The following is a 19,883-nucleotide window of genomic DNA, read 5'->3' on the forward strand; positions in this document are numbered from 1 at the left end:
CCGGGGGGATTCAGATTCGTCGTCGTTGCATAACCCGGCGCGTCAGGATGGGCAGCGAGATAACCACAATCAGCATCGCGCCGATAATGATCGACATGACGATGCCCGGCACGTTGAGCAGACTCAGACCGAAGGTCACCAGCCCCATCAGGAAGGCCGCGATGATGACGCCGGTCATACTGCCGGAGCCGCCGAGAATATTGACGCCGCCCAGCACCGCCATCGTTACCACCGCCAACTCCCAGCCCATCGCGATGGTGGGACGCGTACTGCCAAGTCGGGAGGTGAGCAACACGGCGGCCAGTCCCGCCATGAGTCCGACCAGGGCGAATAAAATCAGGTTGTGGCGTTTGACGTTAATGCCGGAATACCACGCGCCCACCGGGTTATTGCCGATGGCGTAGGTGCGGCGACCAAAGTTTGTTTTGTGCAGCAGGAAGGTGAACGCTATCGCCAGCACGATAAACAGCGCGAACTCGAACGACAGCGCCCCCCAGACATAGCCCTGACCAAACCACGCAAAGCTCTCCGGCCAGGCATTCAGCGCCTGATCGCCGAGCAAAATGTAGGTTATGCCGCGATACAAGCTCATGGTGCCGATGGTTATCACAATGGACGAGAGGTTGAACCGCGTGACCAGGATGCCGTTCAGCAGCCCGCACAAGAGTCCGGTTCCCAGTCCGACACAGACCAGCAGGGGCGTATCCATCCCCGCCGCCGCGCAGAATCCCATGGCTGTCGAACTGAGCGCCAGGGTCGAGGCCACCGAGAGATCGATCTCCCTGGCGATAATCAGCATCGCCATCGGCAGCACGATGATCGCTTTTTCGGTGAAGTTGAACGTCGCGTCGGAGAGATTCCAGATATTAAGGAAGTACGGCGAGGCCAGCGCATTGACGATAAATACCGCCAGGGTGACGGTAAGCAGAAAACCTTCCCAGCACAACAGGCGTTGCCAGACCGCACGCGTATCGGGGGCGCGTTCGATCGCTTCAGACGTCATCACTTTACTCATGAGTTCACCGCCTGTTTTTGCCGTGCCAGTGCCGCGTTGCGCAGAATTAAACGGCCTTTCTGTTTATTGCTGCGTTCATTAAGCAGAACGGCAATCACGATCACCGCGCCGGAAATGGCCATCTGCCAGAAAGGTGAGATGCCAATGACGGGCAAAGCGTTATTGATCACGCCGAGGAACAACGCGCCACACAGGCAGCCGAGAACGCGACCGATCCCTCCCATCGTACTGATCCCCCCAATCACACAGGCTGCCACAACCTGTAACTCAAAACCGTTAGCTACATCGACATAGGCAACAGCGAATCGGGAAATCCACAGGTAGCCGCAGAAACCGGCGAGGGCACCCGACAGGCAGAAGCTGACGAACTGCATTTTCCCGGCGTTGATCCCGGTGTAGTACGCTGCGGTGGCGTTACCGCCTGCGGTGTAAAGCGCCCGCCCAGTGCGGCTGTAGCGCAGGAAGTAGCTCACCACGATAACGGCGGCGATAGCACACCAGCTCAGCACCGGCAGGCCAAGCAGGACGAAACGGGGAAGGGCGAGGAAGCTGTCGCTCATCTGATGCGAGTTAATCCAGCCACCGTTCGACAGCAAAAAGATAATGCCGCGATAAATACTCATGGTGCCGAGCGTGACCACAATTGCCGGAATACCTAATTTCCAGACCAGCAGACCGTTGATCATCCCCATCACCAGGCCACAGGCGGTTGCCAGTAACATCAACGCCCAGACGGGGATCTCAGGATGCTGGAAGTTGAGCAGGGCGACGATCATCCCGGTGAGCGCCAGATTGGCGGCCATCGACAGATCGATACCTTTGGTTAGCAGCACCATCATTTGCCCGAGCGCCAGGATGATAAGAATGGCGGTGTCATTGAAGATTTCGGCCAGGTTGCCGGGGGAGACAAACGACGGGACGCGACTGCCGATGGCGGCGATCATCAGGAGGATGACCGCCGCCAGCAGGGCTTCGCGATGTTTAAGCAGACGCTGAATCATTATGCTGCCTCCTTAGCGATGCCGCTGGCGGCGCTGACAATGGCCTCCGCCGTGGCTTCACCGGCGCGGTATTGCGCGACCATCAGCCCTTCGTGCATGACAATAATTCTGTCTGCCATGCCCATCACTTCCGGGAGTTCTGAGGAAACCATGATCACCGCCAGACCTTGCGCCACCAGTTCGGACATAAACTGGTGCACTGCCGCCTTCGAACCGATATCAATGCCTTTGGTCGGTTCGTCGAGAATAATCACTTCAGGATGGGTGGCGAGCCATTTGCCAATGACCACCTTTTGCTGATTGCCGCCAGAGAGCGTTTCGACCGCCTGACGCCAGCTAAAGGCTTTGACCTGCAGGCGTTTGGCGTAGCTGTCAGCCAGTTGCCACTCCCGCGCCGCATTGAGCACGCCGCGCGGATTCAGCTTACTCAACTGCGGCAGGCTGATGTTCTCGGCGATACTCATTTCAATGATTGCCCCCTGTTTTTGCCGCTCTTCCGGCACGCAGACAATACCGGCGCGAATTGCATCGGCGGGCTGATGAAAATGAATGGCCCGCCCGTTGAGGCGGATCTCACCGTGAGAAGGCCGGGAAACGCCGGACAGCGCCTGCATCAGTTCGGTACGCCCCGCGCCCACCAGTCCGTAGAAGCCGAGGATCTCCCCTTTTCTCAGGGTGAAATCAATGTGAGCAAATTCGGTGGGATGACAGAGATCTTTCACCTCCAGCACCGTCTCGCCTTTCTCACTGGCCACTTTCGGGAAGGTTTGGGTAATGGCGCGTCCCACCATCATGGCGACCATCCGCTCTTCGCTAATCTCATGGATGTCGCCGGAACTGACAAACGCGCCGTCGCGCAGAATGGTGTAGTAGTCTGCCAGCTCAAAGATTTCATCAAACTTGTGAGAGATAAACAGAATCGCTTTGCCTTCCTGCTTCAGGCGCTCAACGATTTGATAAAACTCCAGAATTTCGTGCTGTGACAGCGCTGCGGTTGGCTCATCGAGAATCACCACCTGGGCCTCAAAGGAGAGCGCACGGGCAATGGCCACCATATGGCGCTGCGCGATACTCAGGGTTTTCAGCGTGGCGTGCGGATCGATCTGCACCTCAAGCCGGGTGAGAATTGCCAGTGCCCGACGGTGCATTTCTGGCCAGTCGAGCTTTTTGAGAAGACCTTTATACAGGTACTGGCCGACAAAAATATTCTCGGTCACTGACAGCTCATCGAACAGCACCGTTTCCTGATGAATCGCGGTGATGCCGACTTTATGCGCCGCTTCCGGATTCGGGAGCCGAACAGGAATAGCTTTGTAGAGGATTTCCCCCTCTTCTGGCTGATAGATACCGGTCATCACTTTGACCAGCGTGGATTTCCCCGCGCCATTTTCGCCCACCAGCGCGGTCACTTTGCCAGGCCAGAGATCGAGTTGCACGTTCTCAAGGGCGCGCACGCCGGGGAATATCTTGGTGATCCCATGAAGTTGTAGTAAAGGGGTGGACATGTCAGTTCTCCTCTTCATGTAGCGTTGCCGGATGGCGCTAACGCTTATCCGGCCTACAAAACGTATCGGTACTCGCCGGCCGGATAAGCACAACGTCATCCGGCGGCGTGACCCTGGGATCAGAAGATTTTTGAGAACTTATCTATGTTGCTGGCATCGTAGACGAATGGCTTAGCCATCGCGCCATTGCCGTCGGCATCCAACTGCACTTTGCCCAGTCTCCCCATATTGGCTTCGGTTTTGCTGGCGGTGCCTTTGACCAGATCGACCGCCAGATATGTTGCCGCATAGCCCAGATCGATAGGGTTCCAGATCGCAAAACTTTTCGACGCGCCCGACTTCACCGCCCCCGCCATTTCAGACGGCAAGCCAAGGCCGGTCACGTACACTTTGCCAATTTTGCCCTGATCCTTCACCGCCTGTGCCGCGGCGACAATGCCGACGGAAGAAGGGGAGACGATCACTTTCAGGTCAGGGTAAGATTTGAGCAGCCCCACCGCTTCACGGTAGCTCTTGTCAGAGAGATCGTCGCCATAGGCCACGGTCACCAGGTTGATGGACGGATACTGCGCAAGCACCTTTTTCATCTCCGCAATCCAGATATTCTGGTTGGTCGACGTTGGCGTGGCGCTCAGGATCGCCACATCCCCTTTCTCCACGTTCAGCGCCTTCAGCGCATCGGCGGCGAGCTTGACGTTGGTTTCGCCGATCAGCGCATTATTCGACGGATTAAGGTGGATCTGCCGACCCGCAGGCGCCACGCCGGAATCCCATGAGACCACTTTGATCCCGCGCTGCATCGCTTTTTTCAATACGGGCACGACGGCATCGGGATCGTTGGCGGAGATGGCGATCGCATCAACACCCTGGGCGATCAAGCCGTTCAGAACTTCGATCTGGGCTTCTGCGGTGGTCGTGGTGGGACCGGTGTAGATCACGTTGACATCACCGATCTCTTTGGCGGCTTCCTGGGCGCCGACGTTTGCGGCTTCGAAGAATCCATTACCTAACGATTTCGCCACCAGGGCGATTTTCACTTCAGCTAAAGCGGAACCGGACAACGCCAGAATGGCAACGGTGAGGATCAAGCTTGTCTTTATTTTCATTGCTTTTACTCCACATAATGTTGATTCCCATAGGGAATGGTTTGGATTTGCAGGTGACAGAGTTCGCCCCGTCTCAGTGAGCGGGGCGCGATGTTGTTATCAATACAGTTCTAATGCACTGGCGAGCGGGGTGACGCCAAAGCGTTTACCCAGCGCAATCAGGTCCTCGCGGCTGATGGTTTGCTTCATACCGCCCATCGACAGCACTTTGACTAACACTTCAGCGGACTTCTCGGCGGTATCGATCAGCCCAAACGCTTCATCCAGCGTCGGGCCGCTGCCGAATACGCCGTGGAATGGCCACAGCACCAGCGAATGTTTCTGCATTTCTTGCGCGGTAGCCTGACCTATCTCGTCGGTGCCCGGCACCATCCACGGCAGAATGCCCACGCCATCCGGGAAGACCACCAGACACTCGGTACTGCCTTCCCACAGTTTGCGGGTGAAAAGCGCGGTGCTGTTTTCCAGCACATAGGTCAGGGCGATCAGGTTGGTGGCGTGGCAGTGCATGATCACGCGATCTTTACCTTGAGTGGTCTGGATGCGCTCGCAGTGTGACAAGAAGTGTGCCGGTAGCTCAGAGGTGGGAACCGCTTCGTTCGTCAGCCCCCATAGAATGTGGTAGCCCGCCCCGTCGCTGTCCACTTTCACGATGCCTAAATTGGCGGCGGGATCGAGCTGTACGTTGCGGAAGAATTTACCGGAGCCGGTTACGATAAACGGCGTGTTCGCCAGCAGCGGCATTGGCTGGCTCAGGGCAATGTAGCGCGGCGCACGATGGAAGTCGGCGCTGAAGGGGGAGAGGTCCGCGTCGTCGAGACGCAGCGTCAGGTTGCCGCCGTTGCGCTCATCCCAACCTTTCAGCCAGGCATCGGAAGTGGCTTTAATCATTCCCTGAACAAACCAGGCGTCGAGAATATTTTGCATAAAAGATGTACCTGTCTTAGTAAATGCCCGATGGCGCTGCGCTTATCGGGCCTACGATGTTGAGAGTGCCAGTAGGCCGGATAAGCGCAGCGCCATCCGGCAATGATGCGTTAACCGCGTTTGCTCAAAATCTCTTTCTCATAGGTGCGAACGCTCTCCAGCCACTGGCTACCGGTTGGCGTGTCATGGCGCTGGCAATACATCTCCCATACCGCCTGCCACGGCAGACATTTCTGCTCTTCCAGCAGTGCCAGACGCGCGGTGTAATCACCGCTGGCTTCCAGTTGACGCAGATGTTCGGTCGGTTCCAGCAGGGCGCGCAGCAGCGCTTTTTTCATGTTGCGGGTGCCGATGACCCATGCCGCGATGCGGTTGATGGAAGCGTCGAAGAAGTCGAGACCGATGTGGACGCGGTCGAACAGGTTGTGGCGTACGATCTCGCTGGCAATCGCCTGGGTTTCATCATCCAGCAGCACCACGTGGTCGCTGTCCCAACGCACCGGGCGGCTCACGTGCAGCAGCAGACGAGGCACGTACAGCATGGCAGCGGAGATCTTGTCGGAGATCACTTCAGTGGGATGGAAGTGGCCGGCATCGAGACACAGCGCGGTCTGGCGACTGGTGGCGTATCCCATGTAGAACTCGTTGGAGCCGACGGTGTAGCTTTCCGCGCCGATACCAAAGAGTTTGCTTTCGACGGCGTCGATATGGTGCGCCGGATTCAGTTTTTCACTGATGACCTCATCCAGCGCCTCCATCAGGCGCTGACGCGGGGCCAGACGGTCCACAGTGACATCTTTCATGCCGTCCGGGATCCAGATATTCATCACCGACGGCGTACCCAGTTGTTCACCAAAGTAAGCGGATACGCGGCGGCTGGCCTTGCAGTGGTCGATCCAGAACTGGCGGATGTTGTCATCGGCGTGCGCCAGCGTGAAGCCATCTGCGCTCAGCGGATGCGAAAAGCAGGACGGATTGAAATCCAGACCGAGTTGATGCGCTTTTGCCCACTCCACCCAGTTTTTAAAGTGCTCCGGTTTGATATTGTCGCGGGCGACCGGGGTATCCGATTCCAGATAGATAGCATGCAGATTCAGTCGTTTGGGACCTGGGATCAGGCTGATCGCCTGTTCCAGATCGGCGCGTAGCTCACGGGCATTGCGCGCTTTACCCGGATAGTTGCCGGTGGCCTGAATACCGCCGGTTAGCGACCCTTCCGGGTTTTCGAAACCGGCTACGTCATCGCCCTGCCAGCAGTGCATCGAGACCGGCAGACGATCGAGCTGGCGCAAAGCCTCCTCGACATCAATACCTACTGCGGCGAAGCGTTGTTTCGCCAGTTCCCAGGCTTGTTCCAGTTGAGTGGTCATGCGCAAAGCTCCTTTGTCTGTCGTTTTGAATGAAATTGCGCGATATAGCGGGCAATCTCACTATCAGGATTGGGGGTAAAAGTGGTCAGGTTGTCGTTGGCGGTGACCACCTGGCGGAAGTCATCGACGTTGCTCAGTTCATCCAGCGTCATCAACTGGATACCAATGTTGCCGAGCGTGGAGGCTTCAACAGGGCCGGCGATGACGCGGATACCGCAAGCATCGGCGCAAAGCTGGTTCAGCAAGACGTTCTGGCAGCCACCGCCAACAATATGCAACTGGCTGAAAGACTCGCCGCGCAGCGTCGCCAGTTCCTGCAACACATCGGCGTACAGCAGCGCCAGGCTGTCGAAAATACAGCGGGCCAGTTCCGCATCGCTGTCGGGCACCGGCTGCCCGGACTCGCGGCAGGCGGCCTGAATTTCGGCACTCATGTTGGCGGGGTTGATAAAGCGATCGTCATTCGGGTTGATCAGGAAACGACAAACGGGCAATGACCGCGTGGCGGCAATTAACGCGGACAGGTCGTCCACCTGACGCTCTTTCAGCACACGCTGTAACAGCCACAGTCCCATGATATTTTTCAGTACCCGATAACGCCCTTCCGCGCCGCCTTCGTTAGTGATGTTCGCTGCCAGTGCGGCGTCGTTGGTGTAAGGCGTTCTGCTTTCAAAGCCCATTAACGACCAGGTGCCGGATGAGAGATACGCGCTGTGTTTATCGGCCAGCGGCGAGGCGATTACCGCGCTGGCGGTGTCATGACTGGCGACGGCCACCACCGGGATTTGATTTTTCTGTGGGCAAATCCAGTAACCAATCACGTTGCCCGGATGCGTGGGGCGGCCAAACCAGGCGTTGTCCGCCCCCGTCCACGCCAGCAGCGTTTCATCCCAGTCGTCGCTGTTGATATTCACCAGTTGAGTGGTGGTGGCGTTGGTGTATTCCCAGTTCAATTCCCCGGTCAGACGAAAGCTGAAGTAGTCGGGAATCAGCAGGGCGTGCGCGACCTGCGCAACCTGCTCCGGCTGTTGTTCGACCTGTGCGCGCAGTTGGTAAAGCGTGTTGAAGGGCAGGAACTGGATCCCGCTGCGTTGATAAATCGCGCATTTACCGAGCTGTTCCTGCGCGCGCTGCATCACTCCCGTGGTGCGGCTGTCACGGTAGGAAACCGGTAGTCCGACACGTTGACCTTGTTTATCGAGCAGGACATAGTCCACGCCCCAGGTATCAATACCGATACTGTCAATGCGGATACCTTCATCGCAGACTTTTTCCAGACCCAGGCGGATGGCGTCTTCGAGGCTGTCGAGATCCCAGGTGTCGAAACCGTCCTGCTTTTGCAGGCAGTTAACGAAGCGGTGAATTTCACGCAGCGTCAGGGTGCGATGTTCACTGTCATAGCGCGCCAGCATTACGCGTCCGCTGGAGGCGCCAAGATCGACAGCGACACAATGGCGAAAAGTCATAGTGAGGTCCTTCTGAGTTTCATTAAGCCCAGTCTAGAAAACCTCGTCATGGCTCACCTTCTTGTTACTGACAGGCAAAATTGGCCGCTGGCAAGAAAGCAAAGGTGAACGTGATAACGTTCACAGTTTCCGGTAATAAGCGCGATATCCCCTGATGTGACGCCGTCCGCATTTCCGGATCTTTCCCGTCTTTTCTTGAAAAATTGACCCTGTTTGCACGGTTTCGTGTCAAAAATTTAAGGTGAGGTGGCTAACCCTTAATTACTATTTCTGACATGTTCATTTGACCCGGATGCCATCATGACCGTACTGCACAGCGTGGATTTTTTTCCATCAGGTAAAGCGCCCGTGGCCATCGAGCCCCGGCTACCGCAGCCTGCTTTTCCAGAGCATCATCATGATTTTCATGAAATTGTGATTGTGGAACATGGCACCGGTATTCATGTGTTCAATGGGCAGCCCTATACCATCAGCGGCGGTACGGTTTGCTTTGTCCGCGACCATGACCGGCACTTGTATGAACATACGGACAATCTTTGCCTGACCAATGTGCTCTACCGCTCGCCCGATGCGTTCCGCTTCCTGGCCGGACTGGATCAACTGCTGCCGCAGGAACAGGATGGCGTGTATCCCTCCCACTGGCGGGTAAATCAGGGTGCGCTGCAACAGGTGCGTCAACTGGTGGCAAAAATGGAACAGGATGGCGATGAGAGCGATCTCCCCGGCGTGGCCAATCGTGAAATTCTGTTTATGCAGTTGCTGGTGCTGCTACGCAAAAGTAGCCTGATGGAAGGGGCGGAAAATAACGATGCACGGCTGAATCATCTGATGGCCTGGCTGGAAGATCATTTTGCGGAAGAAGTGTGCTGGGAGGCGCTGGCCGGTAGGTTCTCGCTGTCCCTGCGCACATTGCATCGCCAGTTGAAGCAACAGACCGGATTGACGCCGCAGCGCTATCTCAACCGTCTGCGTTTAATCAAGGCCCGCCATCTGTTACGTCATAGCGATGAAAGCGTCACGGAGATCGCCTATCGCTGCGGTTTCGGCGACAGTAACCACTTTTCGACCCTGTTTCGCCGTGAATTTGACTGGTCGCCGCGCGACATCCGCCAGGGACGGGATGCGTTACTTCAGTAACGCGAATACTATCAACGTTTTTCGCCGCCAAATTGCTGATAATCATCGATCTGTGATGCCGGATGGCGACGCGGTGGCGTCTTATCCGGCCTACGTGTTCACGTAATTTGTAGGCCGGATAAGGCGAAGCCGCCATCCGGCAAGGAATATTCTGGTGGCGAATCAACTGATTCTTCTAAAAGACGACTTCTTTGCGAATGCCGGGCAGGCCGTCGCCGTTGCCGATCGCTATCCGCAGGATGTGTTTGCCGAACATACGCATGATTTCTGTGAGCTGGTGATTGTCTGGCGAGGCAATGGTCTGCATGTGCTGAACGACCGTCCCTATCGCATCACCCGTGGCGATCTGTTTTATATTCGTGCCGAAGACAAGCACTCCTATACCTCCGTTAATGACCTCGTGTTGCAAAACATCATCTATTGCCCGGAGCGGCTAAAGCTGAACCTGGGCTGGGAGGGGGCGATTCCCGGATTTAACGGCACGCCGCGGCAGCCGCACTGGCGGCTGGGCAGTGCTGGAATGACGCAGGCGCGCCAGGTGATAAGCCAGATTGAGCATGAAAGTAACCAGCACGATCCGCTCGCTAACGAGATGGCAGAGCTGCTCTTTGGCCAGCTGGTAATGACGCTGAAGCGCCATCGCTATGCCACCGACACGCTGCCAGCGACCTCCAGCGAAACGCTGCTGGATAAACTGATTACCGCGCTGGCCGCCAGTCTGGAACGTCCGTTTGCGCTGGATACCTTTTGCTGCCGGGAGGCGTGCAGCGAACGCGTGCTGCGTCAGCAGTTTCGTAGTCAGACCGGGATGACGATTAACCAGTATCAGCGTCAGGTTCGCGTCTGCCATGCGCAATATCTTCTTCAGCACAGCCGTCTGATGATCGGTGAAATTTCGATGAAGTGTGGATTTGAGGACAGTAACTACTTTTCTGTGGTGTTCACGCGGGAAACCGGGATGACGCCCAGTCAGTGGCGTCATCTCAGTAACTCAAGTGATTAGCTTGCCATGCCCAGACCGACAATGTTGGCGGCGATGATGATCACTACGCATCCCAGACTCAGTACGCTGACGGGACGACGCCCGGCGTTGTTCCACTCTTTCAGCACCAGACCGACGATACCACCGCACAGCACGTAGAAACTCATGTGCAGCATCCAACTGATGTAGTCATATTGCGCCGGAATGCGCGCGTGGCCCCAGGCGTAGAAGAAGAATTGCAGATACCACATCAGGCCACCCAGCGCGGACAGCAGCACGTTGGTGATGATAAGCGATTTTGCCAGCGAGAAGTCGGCTTTTACCGACAGGTTCTTCACTTTTGCCAGACGAACAAAACAGAAGCCCAGGTTGACCAGCGCGCCGCCGCCCATGATCACCACGTAGCTTGGCAGCGCGACATACAGCGGGTCTACACCCAGCGCCGCGGCTGCTTCATGCATCGGCTTCGCGGCGTTCATCGCAAACGACATGCCTGCGGAGAAAATCCCGCACATCACCGCCAGCAGTAGCCCTTTTTTCAGGTTGAAATCTTCGGCTTTGATGCCCATTTTGCGCTCTTTGAGCTGGCCCGCACGGGTGACAATCCCGACGCCAATCAGCGCAACCAGTACCCCGAGCAGGGTCATCCGCCCGCCTTCGGTGTTAATCAGCACATCAAAGTTGCCGTTGATGATAGGGGTCATCAGCGTACCGACAATCAGCGTGATGCCAATGGCAATGCCAATCCCCATCGACATGCCGAGGTAGCGCATGGTCAGGCCGTAGTTGATATTACCAATGCCCCACATTGCGCCGAACAGGAACACCGGAAGCAGAGTGGAGAGGTTGAAAGAACTGTAGTAGGCCCAGAAGTTGGGCAGCAGCATGGCGCTGATGGTCCAGGGAAGAATCAGCCAGGAGACAATCCCGCCGACCGACCACATGGTTTCCCATGACCACTGTTTCACTTGTTTGAACGGGGCATAGAAACAGGCTGCACTGGCCGCGCCTATCAAATGCCAAAAAATACCCATCGTAATCGCGTTACTCATTACATCATCCTCATTGTTTTTATCGTCGTTTCTACCCTTCCGACGTCATGAGTTTAAAAATTGCGCAGATGTATAACCTTTTGCCGATTGCCGCGATTTTTCCTTTCTGGCAAAGGCCCGGTTAAGTGGGTGATATGGCTCACATAATCAACAATAGACGTAAAGGTAATAACCTTATAAAAAGTACGGCATTGATAATCATTTTCAATATCATTTAATTAACTATAATGAACCAACTGCTTACGCGGCGTTAACACCCGGCCGCTCGACAATAATGGAGATGAATATGAGTTATACACTGCCATCCCTGCCGTACGCTTATGATGCGCTGGAACCGCACTTCGATAAGCAGACGATGGAAATCCACCATACCAAACACCACCAGACCTATGTAAACAACGCCAACGCGGCGCTGGAAAGTCTTCCTGAATTCGCTAACCTGTCTGCGGAAGAGCTGATCGCTAAACTGGATCAGGTACCGGCCGACAAAAAAACCGTTCTGCGTAACAACGCGGGCGGTCACGCTAACCACAGCCTGTTCTGGAAAGGCCTGAAAAAGGGCACGACCCTGCAGGGCGATCTGAAAGCGGCTATCGAACGTGATTTCGGCTCCGTTGATAACTTCAAAGCAGAGTTTGAAAAAGCTGCTGCAACCCGTTTCGGTTCTGGCTGGGCCTGGCTGGTGCTGAAAGGCGATAAACTGGCGGTCGTTTCTACCGCAAACCAGGATTCCCCGCTGATGGGTGAAGCGATTTCTGGCGCTTCCGGCTTCCCGATTGTGGGTCTGGACGTGTGGGAACACGCTTACTACCTGAAATTCCAGAACCGTCGCCCGGACTACATCAAAGAGTTCTGGAACGTGGTGAACTGGGACGAAGCGGCTGCGCGTTTCGCGGCGAAAAAATAAGTCTTATTTAACAAGACGTAGCGTTTGTATGACCCCGTCGGCGCGGCCGGTGGGGTTTTTTTGTGATCAAAATCAAATCAAAAACAGCGATCCACAAAAAATGAAACATTGTTTTGTTATGTGGTTGGGATCACTTTTATTATTGTGCTGAATGTCTATCGTTGACACATCTTTACATCGGAAGGTGATGGAAATGCAGATTAAACGCACGATAGAAAAAATCCCTGGCGGCATGATGCTCGTCCCTCTGTTCCTGGGCGCGTTGTGTCACACGTTCTCTCCCGACGCGGGGAAATATTTTGGCTCATTCACCAACGGGATGATCACCGGTACGGTGCCGATTCTGGCCGTGTGGTTTTTCTGCATGGGGGCCTCCATCAAGCTGAGCGCAACGGGTACCGTCCTGCGTAAGTCTGGAACGCTGGTGGTGACCAAAATTGCTGTGGCGTGGGTGGTGGCGGCGATTGCCTCGCGGATTATCCCTGAACATGGCGTGGAGGTAGGATTCTTTGCCGGGCTGTCGACACTGGCGCTGGTTGCGGCAATGGACATGACCAACGGTGGGCTGTACGCGTCGATCATGCAGCAGTACGGCACCAAAGAAGAGGCCGGGGCATTTGTCCTGATGTCGCTGGAATCTGGCCCGCTGATGACGATGATCATCCTCGGTACGGCCGGGATTGCGTCGTTTGAACCGCATGTTTTTGTCGGCGCGGTGCTGCCATTCCTGGTGGGCTTCACGCTGGGTAATCTGGACCCTGAGCTGCGCGAGTTCTTCAGTAAAGCGGTACAGACGCTGATCCCCTTCTTCGCCTTTGCGCTGGGCAACACCATCGATCTGAGCGTGATTGCGCAGACCGGTCTGTTGGGCATTCTGTTGGGTGTGGCGGTGATTATCGTGACCGGTATTCCGCTGATCGTTGCCGATAAACTGATCGGCGGCGGCGACGGTACGGCAGGGATTGCCGCTTCCAGCTCAGCAGGTGCGGCGGTGGCGACACCGGTACTGATCGCAGAAATGGTGCCCGCATTTAAACCGATGGCGCCGGCGGCAACCTCGCTGGTGGCAACCTCGGTGATTGTGACGTCAATCCTTGTGCCAATTATCACCTCTGTCTGGTCGAAGAAGGTCAAAGCGAAAGCGGCGGCAATCGAAATCCAACATGCTGTAAAATAAAACAATAATGCCGGATAGCACTGCGCTTATCCGGCCTTTTTTTGCATCATAAAAAGGCCTGGTGAATCTCACCAGGCCTTGTCTTTTAACGACCAAAGACCTCATCAATTGTCCGGCAGTCGTGTTCGTTCAACTCGCCGCCCGCATTACGTGAAACCCCGCTGCAATAGCCGAACTTCCGCGATACCACCGTCTTGATGGTGGTGACGAAATCTTCGCCGATGGCATAAATCGACATATAGACGCCAATTTTCTGCTGAATGTCGCGCAGGGCCGCCAGGTCTCCGGCTTTGAACGCTTCACGCGCGCTGACAAACAGTTCCGGCATAACGTTGTTGAGTCCGGAGATAATCCCCGCCCCGCCAGCCAGCAGGTTAGGAATGAAATACTCGTCATAGCCTGAGAGTACGGCAAAATCGTCACGTACGGCCTGGGTTGCCTCGATCATTCTACGGGTATGCGACTGACAGTCGACGGTATCTTTGATCCCGGCAAAGTTAGGGAACTCGCTGGCAAGTTGGGCGACCAGATCCGGCGTTAAATCGCTGCCGGTGCGTGGCGGGAAGTTGTAGGCGAACCATTTCCCGCTGAGCTTTTGCCCCAACTGGCGGAAGTAGCTCAGCAACTGCTTCGGCGTTTGGCCGTAGTAATACGGCGGCAGAACCATCACTGCATCGTAGCCTGTGCGATACGCTTCCTGCGCCATCCGTAATACATCGTGGATGCAGGTGGAGGAGACGTTAGCCACCATCTTCAATGAGCTCATGGCGCGCGCCTCGCGAATCAACAGCAAGCGTTCGTCAAGAGTGAAGGACGCGAACTCCCCGATACTGCCCATCAGCAAAATCACGTCGATTTTTGCCTCAGTCAGGCGTTGAAGGTGTTGGCTCAGACCGTTGAGATCGATATTACCATCCTGATCCATTGGCGTAATGGAGGGGCACCAGACGCCAGCAAACTGCGTTTGACCTGTCACGTTGTTGACTCCTTATTATGAAATGGCGTTTCAAAATCCCTTCAATAGATAGCATGGATAGTTGCGCATCGTGTGAACCTTGCTCTCATTTTGCGCGGTTGAGGTAAAATAATTGTGGTTAAATAAGGCAAATTTATCGGGGAGAGGGACCAGATGCGATATCCAGTAGACGTGTTCAGCGGCAAGATTCAGGACTACGCGGGAAGCCGCCCCAGTGCGATTGGCAAAATTCAGGTCGATGGCGAACTGATGCTGACGGAACTGGGCCTGGAAGGCGATGAACAGGCAGAAACGAAAATCCACGGCGGGCCCGATCGTGCGCTGTGCCATTATCCACGCGAGCATTATCTGTACTGGGCGCGCGAGTTCCCGGAGCAGGCGGATCAATTCGTGGCGCCGGCTTTTGGTGAGAACCTCTCTACCGATGGCCTGACGGAACAAAATGTCTATATCGGCGATATTTTCCGTTGGGGCGAGGCGCTGATTCAGGTCACGCAGCCGCGTTCACCGTGCTTCAAGCTCAATTTCCACTTTGGGATCGGCGATATGGCGAGCCTGATGCAGAACTGCGGCAAAACGGGCTGGCTGTGCAGCGTGGTTGCTCCAGGCATGGTATCAGCCGATGCGCCACTGGAGCTGGTCTCCCGGGTTAGCGACGTCAGCGTGCAGGAGGCTGTTGCCATTGCCTGGCATATGCCTTTTGACGATGAACAGTATCACCGTTTGCTGTCAGCGGCGGGGCTGTCGAAGAGCTGGACGCGAACGATGCAAAAGCGCCGACTGAGCGGCACAATCGAAGACCAGTCACGTCGTTTGTGGGGTAAATAAACGCCGCTATCTGGCAACCGAAAAAATGCCTGATGGCGCTCGCTTATCCGACCTACCGTTCGTGGAGATTTGTAGGCCGGATAAGGCGTTTACGCCGCCATCCGGCACAATCCGTTACGAACGTTTGTACAACGGTAGCCAGATAACCAGACGTAAGCCGCCCAGCGGACTGTCTTCGGCTTTCACCCAGCCGCGATGCTGCTGAATGGCGGTTTCCACAATCGCCAGACCCAGACCGGTGCCGCCGGATTCGCGATCGCGCGCTTCGTCAGTACGATAGAACGGGCGGAAAATCTGCTCGCGGTCTTCCGGGCTGACGCCAGGGCCATCGTCATCCACCGTGATCGTAATACCGTCTTTATCCACCGCGAAGCCAACTTCAATCTTCGTATGTGAATAGCGCAGGGCGTTACGGACGATGTTTTCCAGCGCACTTTCCAGCGCGTTCGGGTTACCGTACAGCGGCCACGGCCCCGGCGGGAAATTCACCGTGAGTGATTTACCCATCTGCTCGGCTTCAAAGGCCGCGTTATCCAGCACCTCGCCCCACAGATGATTAGCCTTCATCGTTTCGCTGACCAGCGCGTTTTTCTGCTGATTGCGCGACATCACCAGCAGATCGTTGATCATGCTGTCCAGACGTTGCGCTTCGGTTTCAATACGCTCCAGCTCTTTGCTCTCGCCGCTACGGCGACGCAACAGCGCGGTTCCGAGTTGCAGACGCGTGAGCGGGGTTCTCAGTTCGTGCGAGATGTCTGACAACAGACGTTGCTGCGTCGTCATCATGCGTTCCAGGGCGGTCACCATCTGGTTGAAACTGGCGCCTGCGGCAAGGAACTCCTGCGGGCCAGCTTCCAGTTCCGGATGCTGACGCAGGTTACCCTGAGCGACCTCATCCGCCGCGTTTTTCAACTTACGCGCCGGTTTCGCCAGACTCCACGCCAGCCATAACAACAGCGGGGAACTGACTAACATTGTGACAATCAGCAACAATAGCGGACGGTCAAACAGCAGGTTGATAAAATCGGATTGGGAATTGCTGGCTGGGCGAATCAGGTAAAGCTGGTAGTTATCTTCTCCATCTCTGACGGAGAATGGCCCAACCATTTCGACGCGACCGTACTTTTTCTTCTGCGGGTGATCGGCGTTGTCCGCCTGACCAATAAAGTTACGAATGATCTGCATCTCGCTGCGTTCAGCGCCGATCACGCGTCCTTCTGTGGTCACCAGCAATAATCGCTGCCCAGGCGGCGCCCACTTGTCAATCGCACGGAACAAGCGACGCCACCACATCAAATCGTTGGGTGGATCGTTCGCGAGTTCAGCTTCAACGTGTTGCTCAATCATTAACCCCTGGCGCTGTTCGCTATCCAGCAGCTCGGTCATTTGGCGTGAGTCGAGCTTGGGTAACATCAGTACCAACATCAACACCAGTGCCAGCGTCAACCAGAAGATGGCAAAGATGCGCGCGGTTAAGCTCCCTATCATGAAGCTGAAACCATCAGATAGCCACGACCACGCAGGGTTTTAAACCACGGATGCCCGTCTTTCCGCTCCGGCAGTTTGCGCCGCAGGTTTGAGATATGCATGTCGATGGCGCGGTCGAAAGGCGTCAGGCGTTTACCCAGCACTTCCTGGCTCAAATGTTCACGCGATACCACCTGGCCGAGATGCTGTGCCAGTAGATAGAGCAGGGTGAATTCGGTGCCAGTTAACTCCAGCGCCCGACCGTCAAAGCTGGCTTCCTGGCGACCCGGATTGAGGCTGAGGGCATCCACTTCCAGCGTCGGCGAGCCGTTATCGCTGCTTTGCTGCTGTTCGCTCCAGTGCGAGCGGCGCAAAATAGCGCGGATACGCGCGACCAGTTCACGATCGTTAAACGGTTTCGGTAAATAGTCATCCGCGCCCAGCTCAAGGCCAAGTACGCGATCCAGTTCGCTGCCGCGGGCGGTCAGCATAATCACGGGGGTCTGGTGTGTCTGGCGAAGCGCTTTCAGCGTATCGATACCGTTTTTCTTCGGCATCATGACATCAAGCAAAAGTAAATCAATGCTGTCGTCCAGAAGTTCAAGCGCCTGCTCCCCGTCATGGGCAACCAGCACATTGAAGCCTTCCATTTCGAGCAGCTCCTTTAACAGGGAAGTCAGCTCTCGGTCATCATCAACTAACAGGATTTTATTCATTGTTTAAGTACCTCCGAGGCAGAAATTACGTCATCAGGCGTCGCTAATCCATGACTTTACGTTGTTTTACACCCCCTGACGCATGTTTGCAGCCCGAATCGTAAACTGTCTCTCGTTGAATCGCGACAGAAAAGATTTTGGGAGCAAATGATGCGCAAAGTTACCGCTGCCGTCATGGCCTCAACGCTGGCACTCAGTACCGTTAGCCAAGCAGCTGAAGTCGTTACAGGCGATAACTGGCACTCGGGAGAATCCCCTGCGCCGCGCACTGTACAAAGCCATATGTTTGACGGCATAAGTTTAACCGAACATCAGCGTCAACAGATGCGAGATCTGATGCAACAGGCCCGACATGAACAGCCGCCTGTTAATGTTAGCGAAATGGAGACGATGCATCGTCTTATTATTGCAGAAAAATTTGATGAAACCGCTGTACGCGCTCAGGCAGAAAAGATGGCGCAGGCACAGGTTGCCAGACAGGTCGAAATGGCCAGAGTTCGCAACCAGATGTATCGCCTGCTTACTCCCGAGCAGCAAGCGGTTTTGAACGAGAAGCATCAACAAAGAATGGAGCAGTTGCGCGACGTGACGCAATGGCAAAAAAGTTCTTCGTTGAAGTTATTGAGTAGTAGCAACTCACGTTCCCAGTAGTAAACCCTGTTTTCCTTGCCATAGACACCATCCCTGTCTTCCCCCACATGATGTGGGGTTTTTTTTATCAGGCACTTAGAAAAAATCCCATATAAATCAATCCTCCTTGCAACAGCCATAAGCAGTTACAAGAAGGATATAGCGCTACGGGTGTAGACAAGATGTAGACAACATTGTCACACCATCAGCCCGCCGCCAAGAGGGTTTAAAGTTACTGCGTGTTGCAGGTAATCAGGTGCAAGGTGAGCATAAACCATCGTCTGTTGTATGCTGGCGTGCCCCAGAATTTGCTGTAACGCAATAATGTTCCCCCCGTTCATCATGAACCAGCTTGCAAATGTATGCCGAAGCACATGCGTGGCCTGCCCGCGTGGTAAATCGGGCTTAACCTGTCTGAGCCGTTCGCAGAAGTTTTCATAGTCAACTTTGAACAATGGCCCGGTGTCGCTGGTCTTGATCTCTTTCTCCAGTTCTTCCGATATGGGAACCGTGCGCTTTTTCCCGTTTTTGGTCTTAAGGAACGTCACGCGTCCGTGATTAACCTGCTCACCTCGCAGCGTGCTACCTTCACCCCAGCGTGCGCCAGTGCTGAGGCATAGCAGTGCTACACGTCGATCGTCACCGGTCAGAGTATCCAGCAATTTGCTGATCTCTGATTTGGCGAGATAAGTCATAGCTGGCGGCGCTTCTTTCAGTGGTTCCAGACCCTTACAGGGGTTTTCCTTTCTGAACTCTTCCAGCTTTATCAACGTGCTGAACATCCCGGACACACGGTAAATATCCCGGTTGATCGTTGCTGCGCTGATACCGTCTTCCAGCCGTTGGCTTCGGTGCTGTGCAATCATTCGCTTGTTCAGTCGGTTAACGGCTGGATCACCAAGCGCCCTGATTGTTTTATTCAGGTGCCGCTTTTCAATCTCGCCATTTTCCTGAGTCTGTCCATATAGCAGCCACCAGGTATCTAACAACTCGCTTAAGGTGCGGCGGTCAACGCTCGCGCCCAGCCATTCTTTTTTGTCGGCGTTGGCTAATACATAACGCTCAAAAAGAACTGCCTCTTGTTTCTTCTCAAATCGCCTGCGGATACGTTTTCCGTTACGTCCGCGCGGCCATACGTCCACTTCATATTGACCACCTTCGAGCTTCTTAATCGACATAAGAAAGCCCTCCGGCGTTTATTTCCCCATCCTGATAACAGATAGTGAAAATGTAATGTTTATAAACAGTTAACCAGTTTGTTTCTCGGAGCGGTCTGATCCAGTTGACTCTGGCCCAATGTGTGCGAGGGCCGGTGCGATTTGACCAGCTTGAGGGGCGGTCTTATCAGTCATTAGCCAGAGCGTATATTTTGCGAAACGTGAATGCTGAGTGATCTTAAGCAAGATATCGCTACCAATACTCTCCACTCTTCCTGTCTCGTAATACTTCTGCGTGCCAGCAGGTATTCCTGTTAATTCAAAGAATTGCTGCCTTGTTAACCCCTCCGCATCCCTGATAGCTCTGATTTTTTCACCCACGCCGCTTGACGGGGTAGGGATCTCTACCATAACATTCTCCTTAAGGGTGGTAATCTCTACCATTAGCAACCGCCAATATAAGC

Annotated in this window: 19 protein-coding genes; 6 read left to right on the forward strand and 13 right to left on the reverse strand. The window is 55.0% G+C overall.

Going from position 1 to position 19,883, the window contains the following annotated elements; genetic code table 11:
• Window positions 1-10: 10 nt before the first annotated feature.
• The 7 genes from GBC03_05420 to rhaB all read right to left on the reverse strand — a co-directional run bounded on the left by GBC03_05420 (window position 11) and on the right by rhaB (window position 8,390).
• The gene (locus GBC03_05420; GenBank protein QFS69685.1) at window positions 11-1,015 is read right to left on the reverse strand and encodes an ABC transporter permease; all 1,005 of its coding nucleotides are present in this window, start codon (window positions 1,013-1,015) and stop codon (window positions 11-13) included.
• Window positions 1,012-2,016 (reverse strand): ABC transporter permease, encoded by a 1,005-nt coding sequence (locus tag GBC03_05425; GenBank protein ID QFS69686.1) that lies wholly within the window; start codon window positions 2,014-2,016, stop codon window positions 1,012-1,014. Before GBC03_05425 ends, GBC03_05420 begins: the two co-directional genes overlap by 4 nt.
• Window positions 2,016-3,521, reverse strand: coding sequence for an ATP-binding cassette domain-containing protein (locus GBC03_05430; protein ID QFS69687.1), 1,506 nt, complete (start codon window positions 3,519-3,521; stop codon window positions 2,016-2,018). The genes GBC03_05425 and GBC03_05430 overlap by 1 nt, the downstream gene beginning before the upstream one ends.
• A gap of 119 nt (window positions 3,522-3,640) precedes the next feature.
• The gene (rhaS, locus tag GBC03_05435; protein QFS69688.1) at window positions 3,641-4,627 is read right to left on the reverse strand and encodes a rhamnose ABC transporter substrate-binding protein; all 987 of its coding nucleotides are present in this window, start codon (window positions 4,625-4,627) and stop codon (window positions 3,641-3,643) included.
• A gap of 99 nt (window positions 4,628-4,726) precedes the next feature.
• Entirely contained in the window at window positions 4,727-5,554 is an 828-nt protein-coding gene (gene rhaD / locus GBC03_05440; GenBank protein QFS69689.1) for a rhamnulose-1-phosphate aldolase, read from the reverse strand.
• 110 nt (window positions 5,555-5,664) lie between these two features.
• The gene (gene rhaA, locus GBC03_05445; GenBank protein QFS69690.1) at window positions 5,665-6,924 is read right to left on the reverse strand and encodes an L-rhamnose isomerase; all 1,260 of its coding nucleotides are present in this window, start codon (window positions 6,922-6,924) and stop codon (window positions 5,665-5,667) included.
• The gene (gene rhaB, locus GBC03_05450; protein ID QFS69691.1) at window positions 6,921-8,390 is read right to left on the reverse strand and encodes a rhamnulokinase; all 1,470 of its coding nucleotides are present in this window, start codon (window positions 8,388-8,390) and stop codon (window positions 6,921-6,923) included. Before rhaB ends, rhaA begins: the two co-directional genes overlap by 4 nt.
• Before the next feature lie 300 nt (window positions 8,391-8,690).
• On the opposite strand from rhaB, the gene GBC03_05455 reads away from it, so the two are divergent.
• Together GBC03_05455 and rhaR are read left to right on the forward strand one after the other, a co-directional pair.
• Entirely contained in the window at window positions 8,691-9,527 is an 837-nt protein-coding gene (locus GBC03_05455) for an HTH-type transcriptional activator RhaS (protein ID QFS69692.1), read from the forward strand.
• Window positions 9,528-9,681: 154 nt separating this feature from the next.
• Window positions 9,682-10,530: an HTH-type transcriptional activator RhaR gene (gene rhaR / locus GBC03_05460; protein QFS69693.1), complete on the forward strand. Its 849-nt coding sequence runs from the start codon at window positions 9,682-9,684 to the stop codon at window positions 10,528-10,530.
• On the opposite strand, the gene rhaT is transcribed toward rhaR, so the two are convergent.
• Window positions 10,527-11,561, reverse strand: coding sequence for an L-rhamnose/proton symporter RhaT (rhaT, locus tag GBC03_05465; protein ID QFS69694.1), 1,035 nt, complete (start codon window positions 11,559-11,561; stop codon window positions 10,527-10,529). The two genes, rhaR and rhaT, sit on opposite strands and share 4 nt — an antisense overlap.
• A gap of 286 nt (window positions 11,562-11,847) precedes the next feature.
• Between rhaT and sodA the strand changes: the two genes are divergently transcribed.
• Together sodA and kdgT are read left to right on the forward strand one after the other, a co-directional pair.
• Window positions 11,848-12,468 carry a superoxide dismutase [Mn] gene (gene sodA, locus GBC03_05470; GenBank protein QFS69695.1) on the forward strand — a complete coding sequence of 207 codons (621 nt, stop codon included), beginning with the start codon at window positions 11,848-11,850 and terminating at the stop codon, window positions 12,466-12,468.
• A 193-nt stretch (window positions 12,469-12,661) separates the two neighbouring features.
• Window positions 12,662-13,645: a 2-keto-3-deoxygluconate transporter gene (gene kdgT / locus GBC03_05475; GenBank protein ID QFS69696.1), complete on the forward strand. Its 984-nt coding sequence runs from the start codon at window positions 12,662-12,664 to the stop codon at window positions 13,643-13,645.
• Between the two features lie 85 nt (window positions 13,646-13,730).
• On the opposite strand, the gene GBC03_05480 is transcribed toward kdgT, so the two are convergent.
• Window positions 13,731-14,621: a dihydrodipicolinate synthase family protein gene (locus GBC03_05480; GenBank protein ID QFS69697.1), complete on the reverse strand. Its 891-nt coding sequence runs from the start codon at window positions 14,619-14,621 to the stop codon at window positions 13,731-13,733.
• 153 nt (window positions 14,622-14,774) lie between these two features.
• Here GBC03_05480 and GBC03_05485 point away from each other — a divergent pair, with 153 nt between their 5' ends.
• Window positions 14,775-15,449 (forward strand): 6-N-hydroxylaminopurine resistance protein, encoded by a 675-nt coding sequence (locus GBC03_05485; protein ID QFS69698.1) that lies wholly within the window; start codon window positions 14,775-14,777, stop codon window positions 15,447-15,449.
• 114 nt (window positions 15,450-15,563) lie between these two features.
• On the opposite strand, the gene cpxA is transcribed toward GBC03_05485, so the two are convergent.
• Together cpxA and cpxR are read right to left on the reverse strand one after the other, a co-directional pair.
• On the reverse strand, window positions 15,564-16,937 hold the full coding sequence (cpxA, locus tag GBC03_05490; GenBank protein ID QFS69699.1) for an envelope stress sensor histidine kinase CpxA: 1,374 nt from the start codon (window positions 16,935-16,937) through the stop codon (window positions 15,564-15,566).
• Entirely contained in the window at window positions 16,934-17,632 is a 699-nt protein-coding gene (cpxR, locus tag GBC03_05495) for an envelope stress response regulator transcription factor CpxR (protein ID QFS69700.1), read from the reverse strand. The genes cpxA and cpxR overlap by 4 nt, the downstream gene beginning before the upstream one ends.
• A gap of 150 nt (window positions 17,633-17,782) precedes the next feature.
• On the opposite strand from cpxR, the gene cpxP reads away from it, so the two are divergent.
• The gene (cpxP, locus tag GBC03_05500) at window positions 17,783-18,283 is read left to right on the forward strand and encodes a cell-envelope stress modulator CpxP (protein QFS73921.1); all 501 of its coding nucleotides are present in this window, start codon (window positions 17,783-17,785) and stop codon (window positions 18,281-18,283) included.
• 176 nt (window positions 18,284-18,459) lie between these two features.
• Here the strand turns inward: cpxP and GBC03_05505 are convergent, their stop codons facing one another.
• Both GBC03_05505 and GBC03_05510 read right to left on the reverse strand, forming a co-directional pair.
• Window positions 18,460-19,440, reverse strand: coding sequence for a tyrosine-type recombinase/integrase (locus GBC03_05505; protein QFS69701.1), 981 nt, complete (start codon window positions 19,438-19,440; stop codon window positions 18,460-18,462).
• Between the two features lie 69 nt (window positions 19,441-19,509).
• Window positions 19,510-19,830 (reverse strand): transcriptional regulator, encoded by a 321-nt coding sequence (locus GBC03_05510; GenBank protein ID QFS69702.1) that lies wholly within the window; start codon window positions 19,828-19,830, stop codon window positions 19,510-19,512.
• Between the last annotated feature and the right edge of the window lie 53 nt (window positions 19,831-19,883).

It is taken from the genome of Citrobacter telavivensis, from assembly GCA_009363175.1.
Lineage (GTDB): Bacteria > Pseudomonadota > Gammaproteobacteria > Enterobacterales > Enterobacteriaceae > Citrobacter_A > Citrobacter_A telavivensis.

Coding starts and splice junctions, on each gene's coding strand:
- GBC03_05420 (QFS69685.1), bottom strand. CDS start 1,015: ATGAGTAAAGTGATGACGTCTGAAGCGATCGAACGCGCCCCCGATACG.
- GBC03_05425 (QFS69686.1), bottom strand. CDS start 2,016: ATGATTCAGCGTCTGCTTAAACATCGCGAAGCCCTGCTGGCGGCGGTC.
- GBC03_05430 (QFS69687.1), bottom strand. CDS start 3,521: ATGTCCACCCCTTTACTACAACTTCATGGGATCACCAAGATATTCCCC.
- rhaS (QFS69688.1), bottom strand. CDS start 4,627: ATGAAAATAAAGACAAGCTTGATCCTCACCGTTGCCATTCTGGCGTTG.
- rhaD (QFS69689.1), bottom strand. CDS start 5,554: ATGCAAAATATTCTCGACGCCTGGTTTGTTCAGGGAATGATTAAAGCC.
- rhaA (QFS69690.1), bottom strand. CDS start 6,924: ATGACCACTCAACTGGAACAAGCCTGGGAACTGGCGAAACAACGCTTC.
- rhaB (QFS69691.1), bottom strand. CDS start 8,390: ATGACTTTTCGCCATTGTGTCGCTGTCGATCTTGGCGCCTCCAGCGGA.
- GBC03_05455 (QFS69692.1), top strand. CDS start 8,691: ATGACCGTACTGCACAGCGTGGATTTTTTTCCATCAGGTAAAGCGCCC.
- rhaT (QFS69694.1), bottom strand. CDS start 11,561: ATGAGTAACGCGATTACGATGGGTATTTTTTGGCATTTGATAGGCGCG.
- sodA (QFS69695.1), top strand. CDS start 11,848: ATGAGTTATACACTGCCATCCCTGCCGTACGCTTATGATGCGCTGGAA.
- kdgT (QFS69696.1), top strand. CDS start 12,662: ATGCAGATTAAACGCACGATAGAAAAAATCCCTGGCGGCATGATGCTC.
- GBC03_05485 (QFS69698.1), top strand. CDS start 14,775: ATGCGATATCCAGTAGACGTGTTCAGCGGCAAGATTCAGGACTACGCG.
- cpxA (QFS69699.1), bottom strand. CDS start 16,937: ATGATAGGGAGCTTAACCGCGCGCATCTTTGCCATCTTCTGGTTGACG.
- cpxR (QFS69700.1), bottom strand. CDS start 17,632: ATGAATAAAATCCTGTTAGTTGATGATGACCGAGAGCTGACTTCCCTG.
- cpxP (QFS73921.1), top strand. CDS start 17,783: ATGCGCAAAGTTACCGCTGCCGTCATGGCCTCAACGCTGGCACTCAGT.
- GBC03_05505 (QFS69701.1), bottom strand. CDS start 19,440: ATGTCGATTAAGAAGCTCGAAGGTGGTCAATATGAAGTGGACGTATGG.
- GBC03_05510 (QFS69702.1), bottom strand. CDS start 19,830: ATGGTAGAGATCCCTACCCCGTCAAGCGGCGTGGGTGAAAAAATCAGA.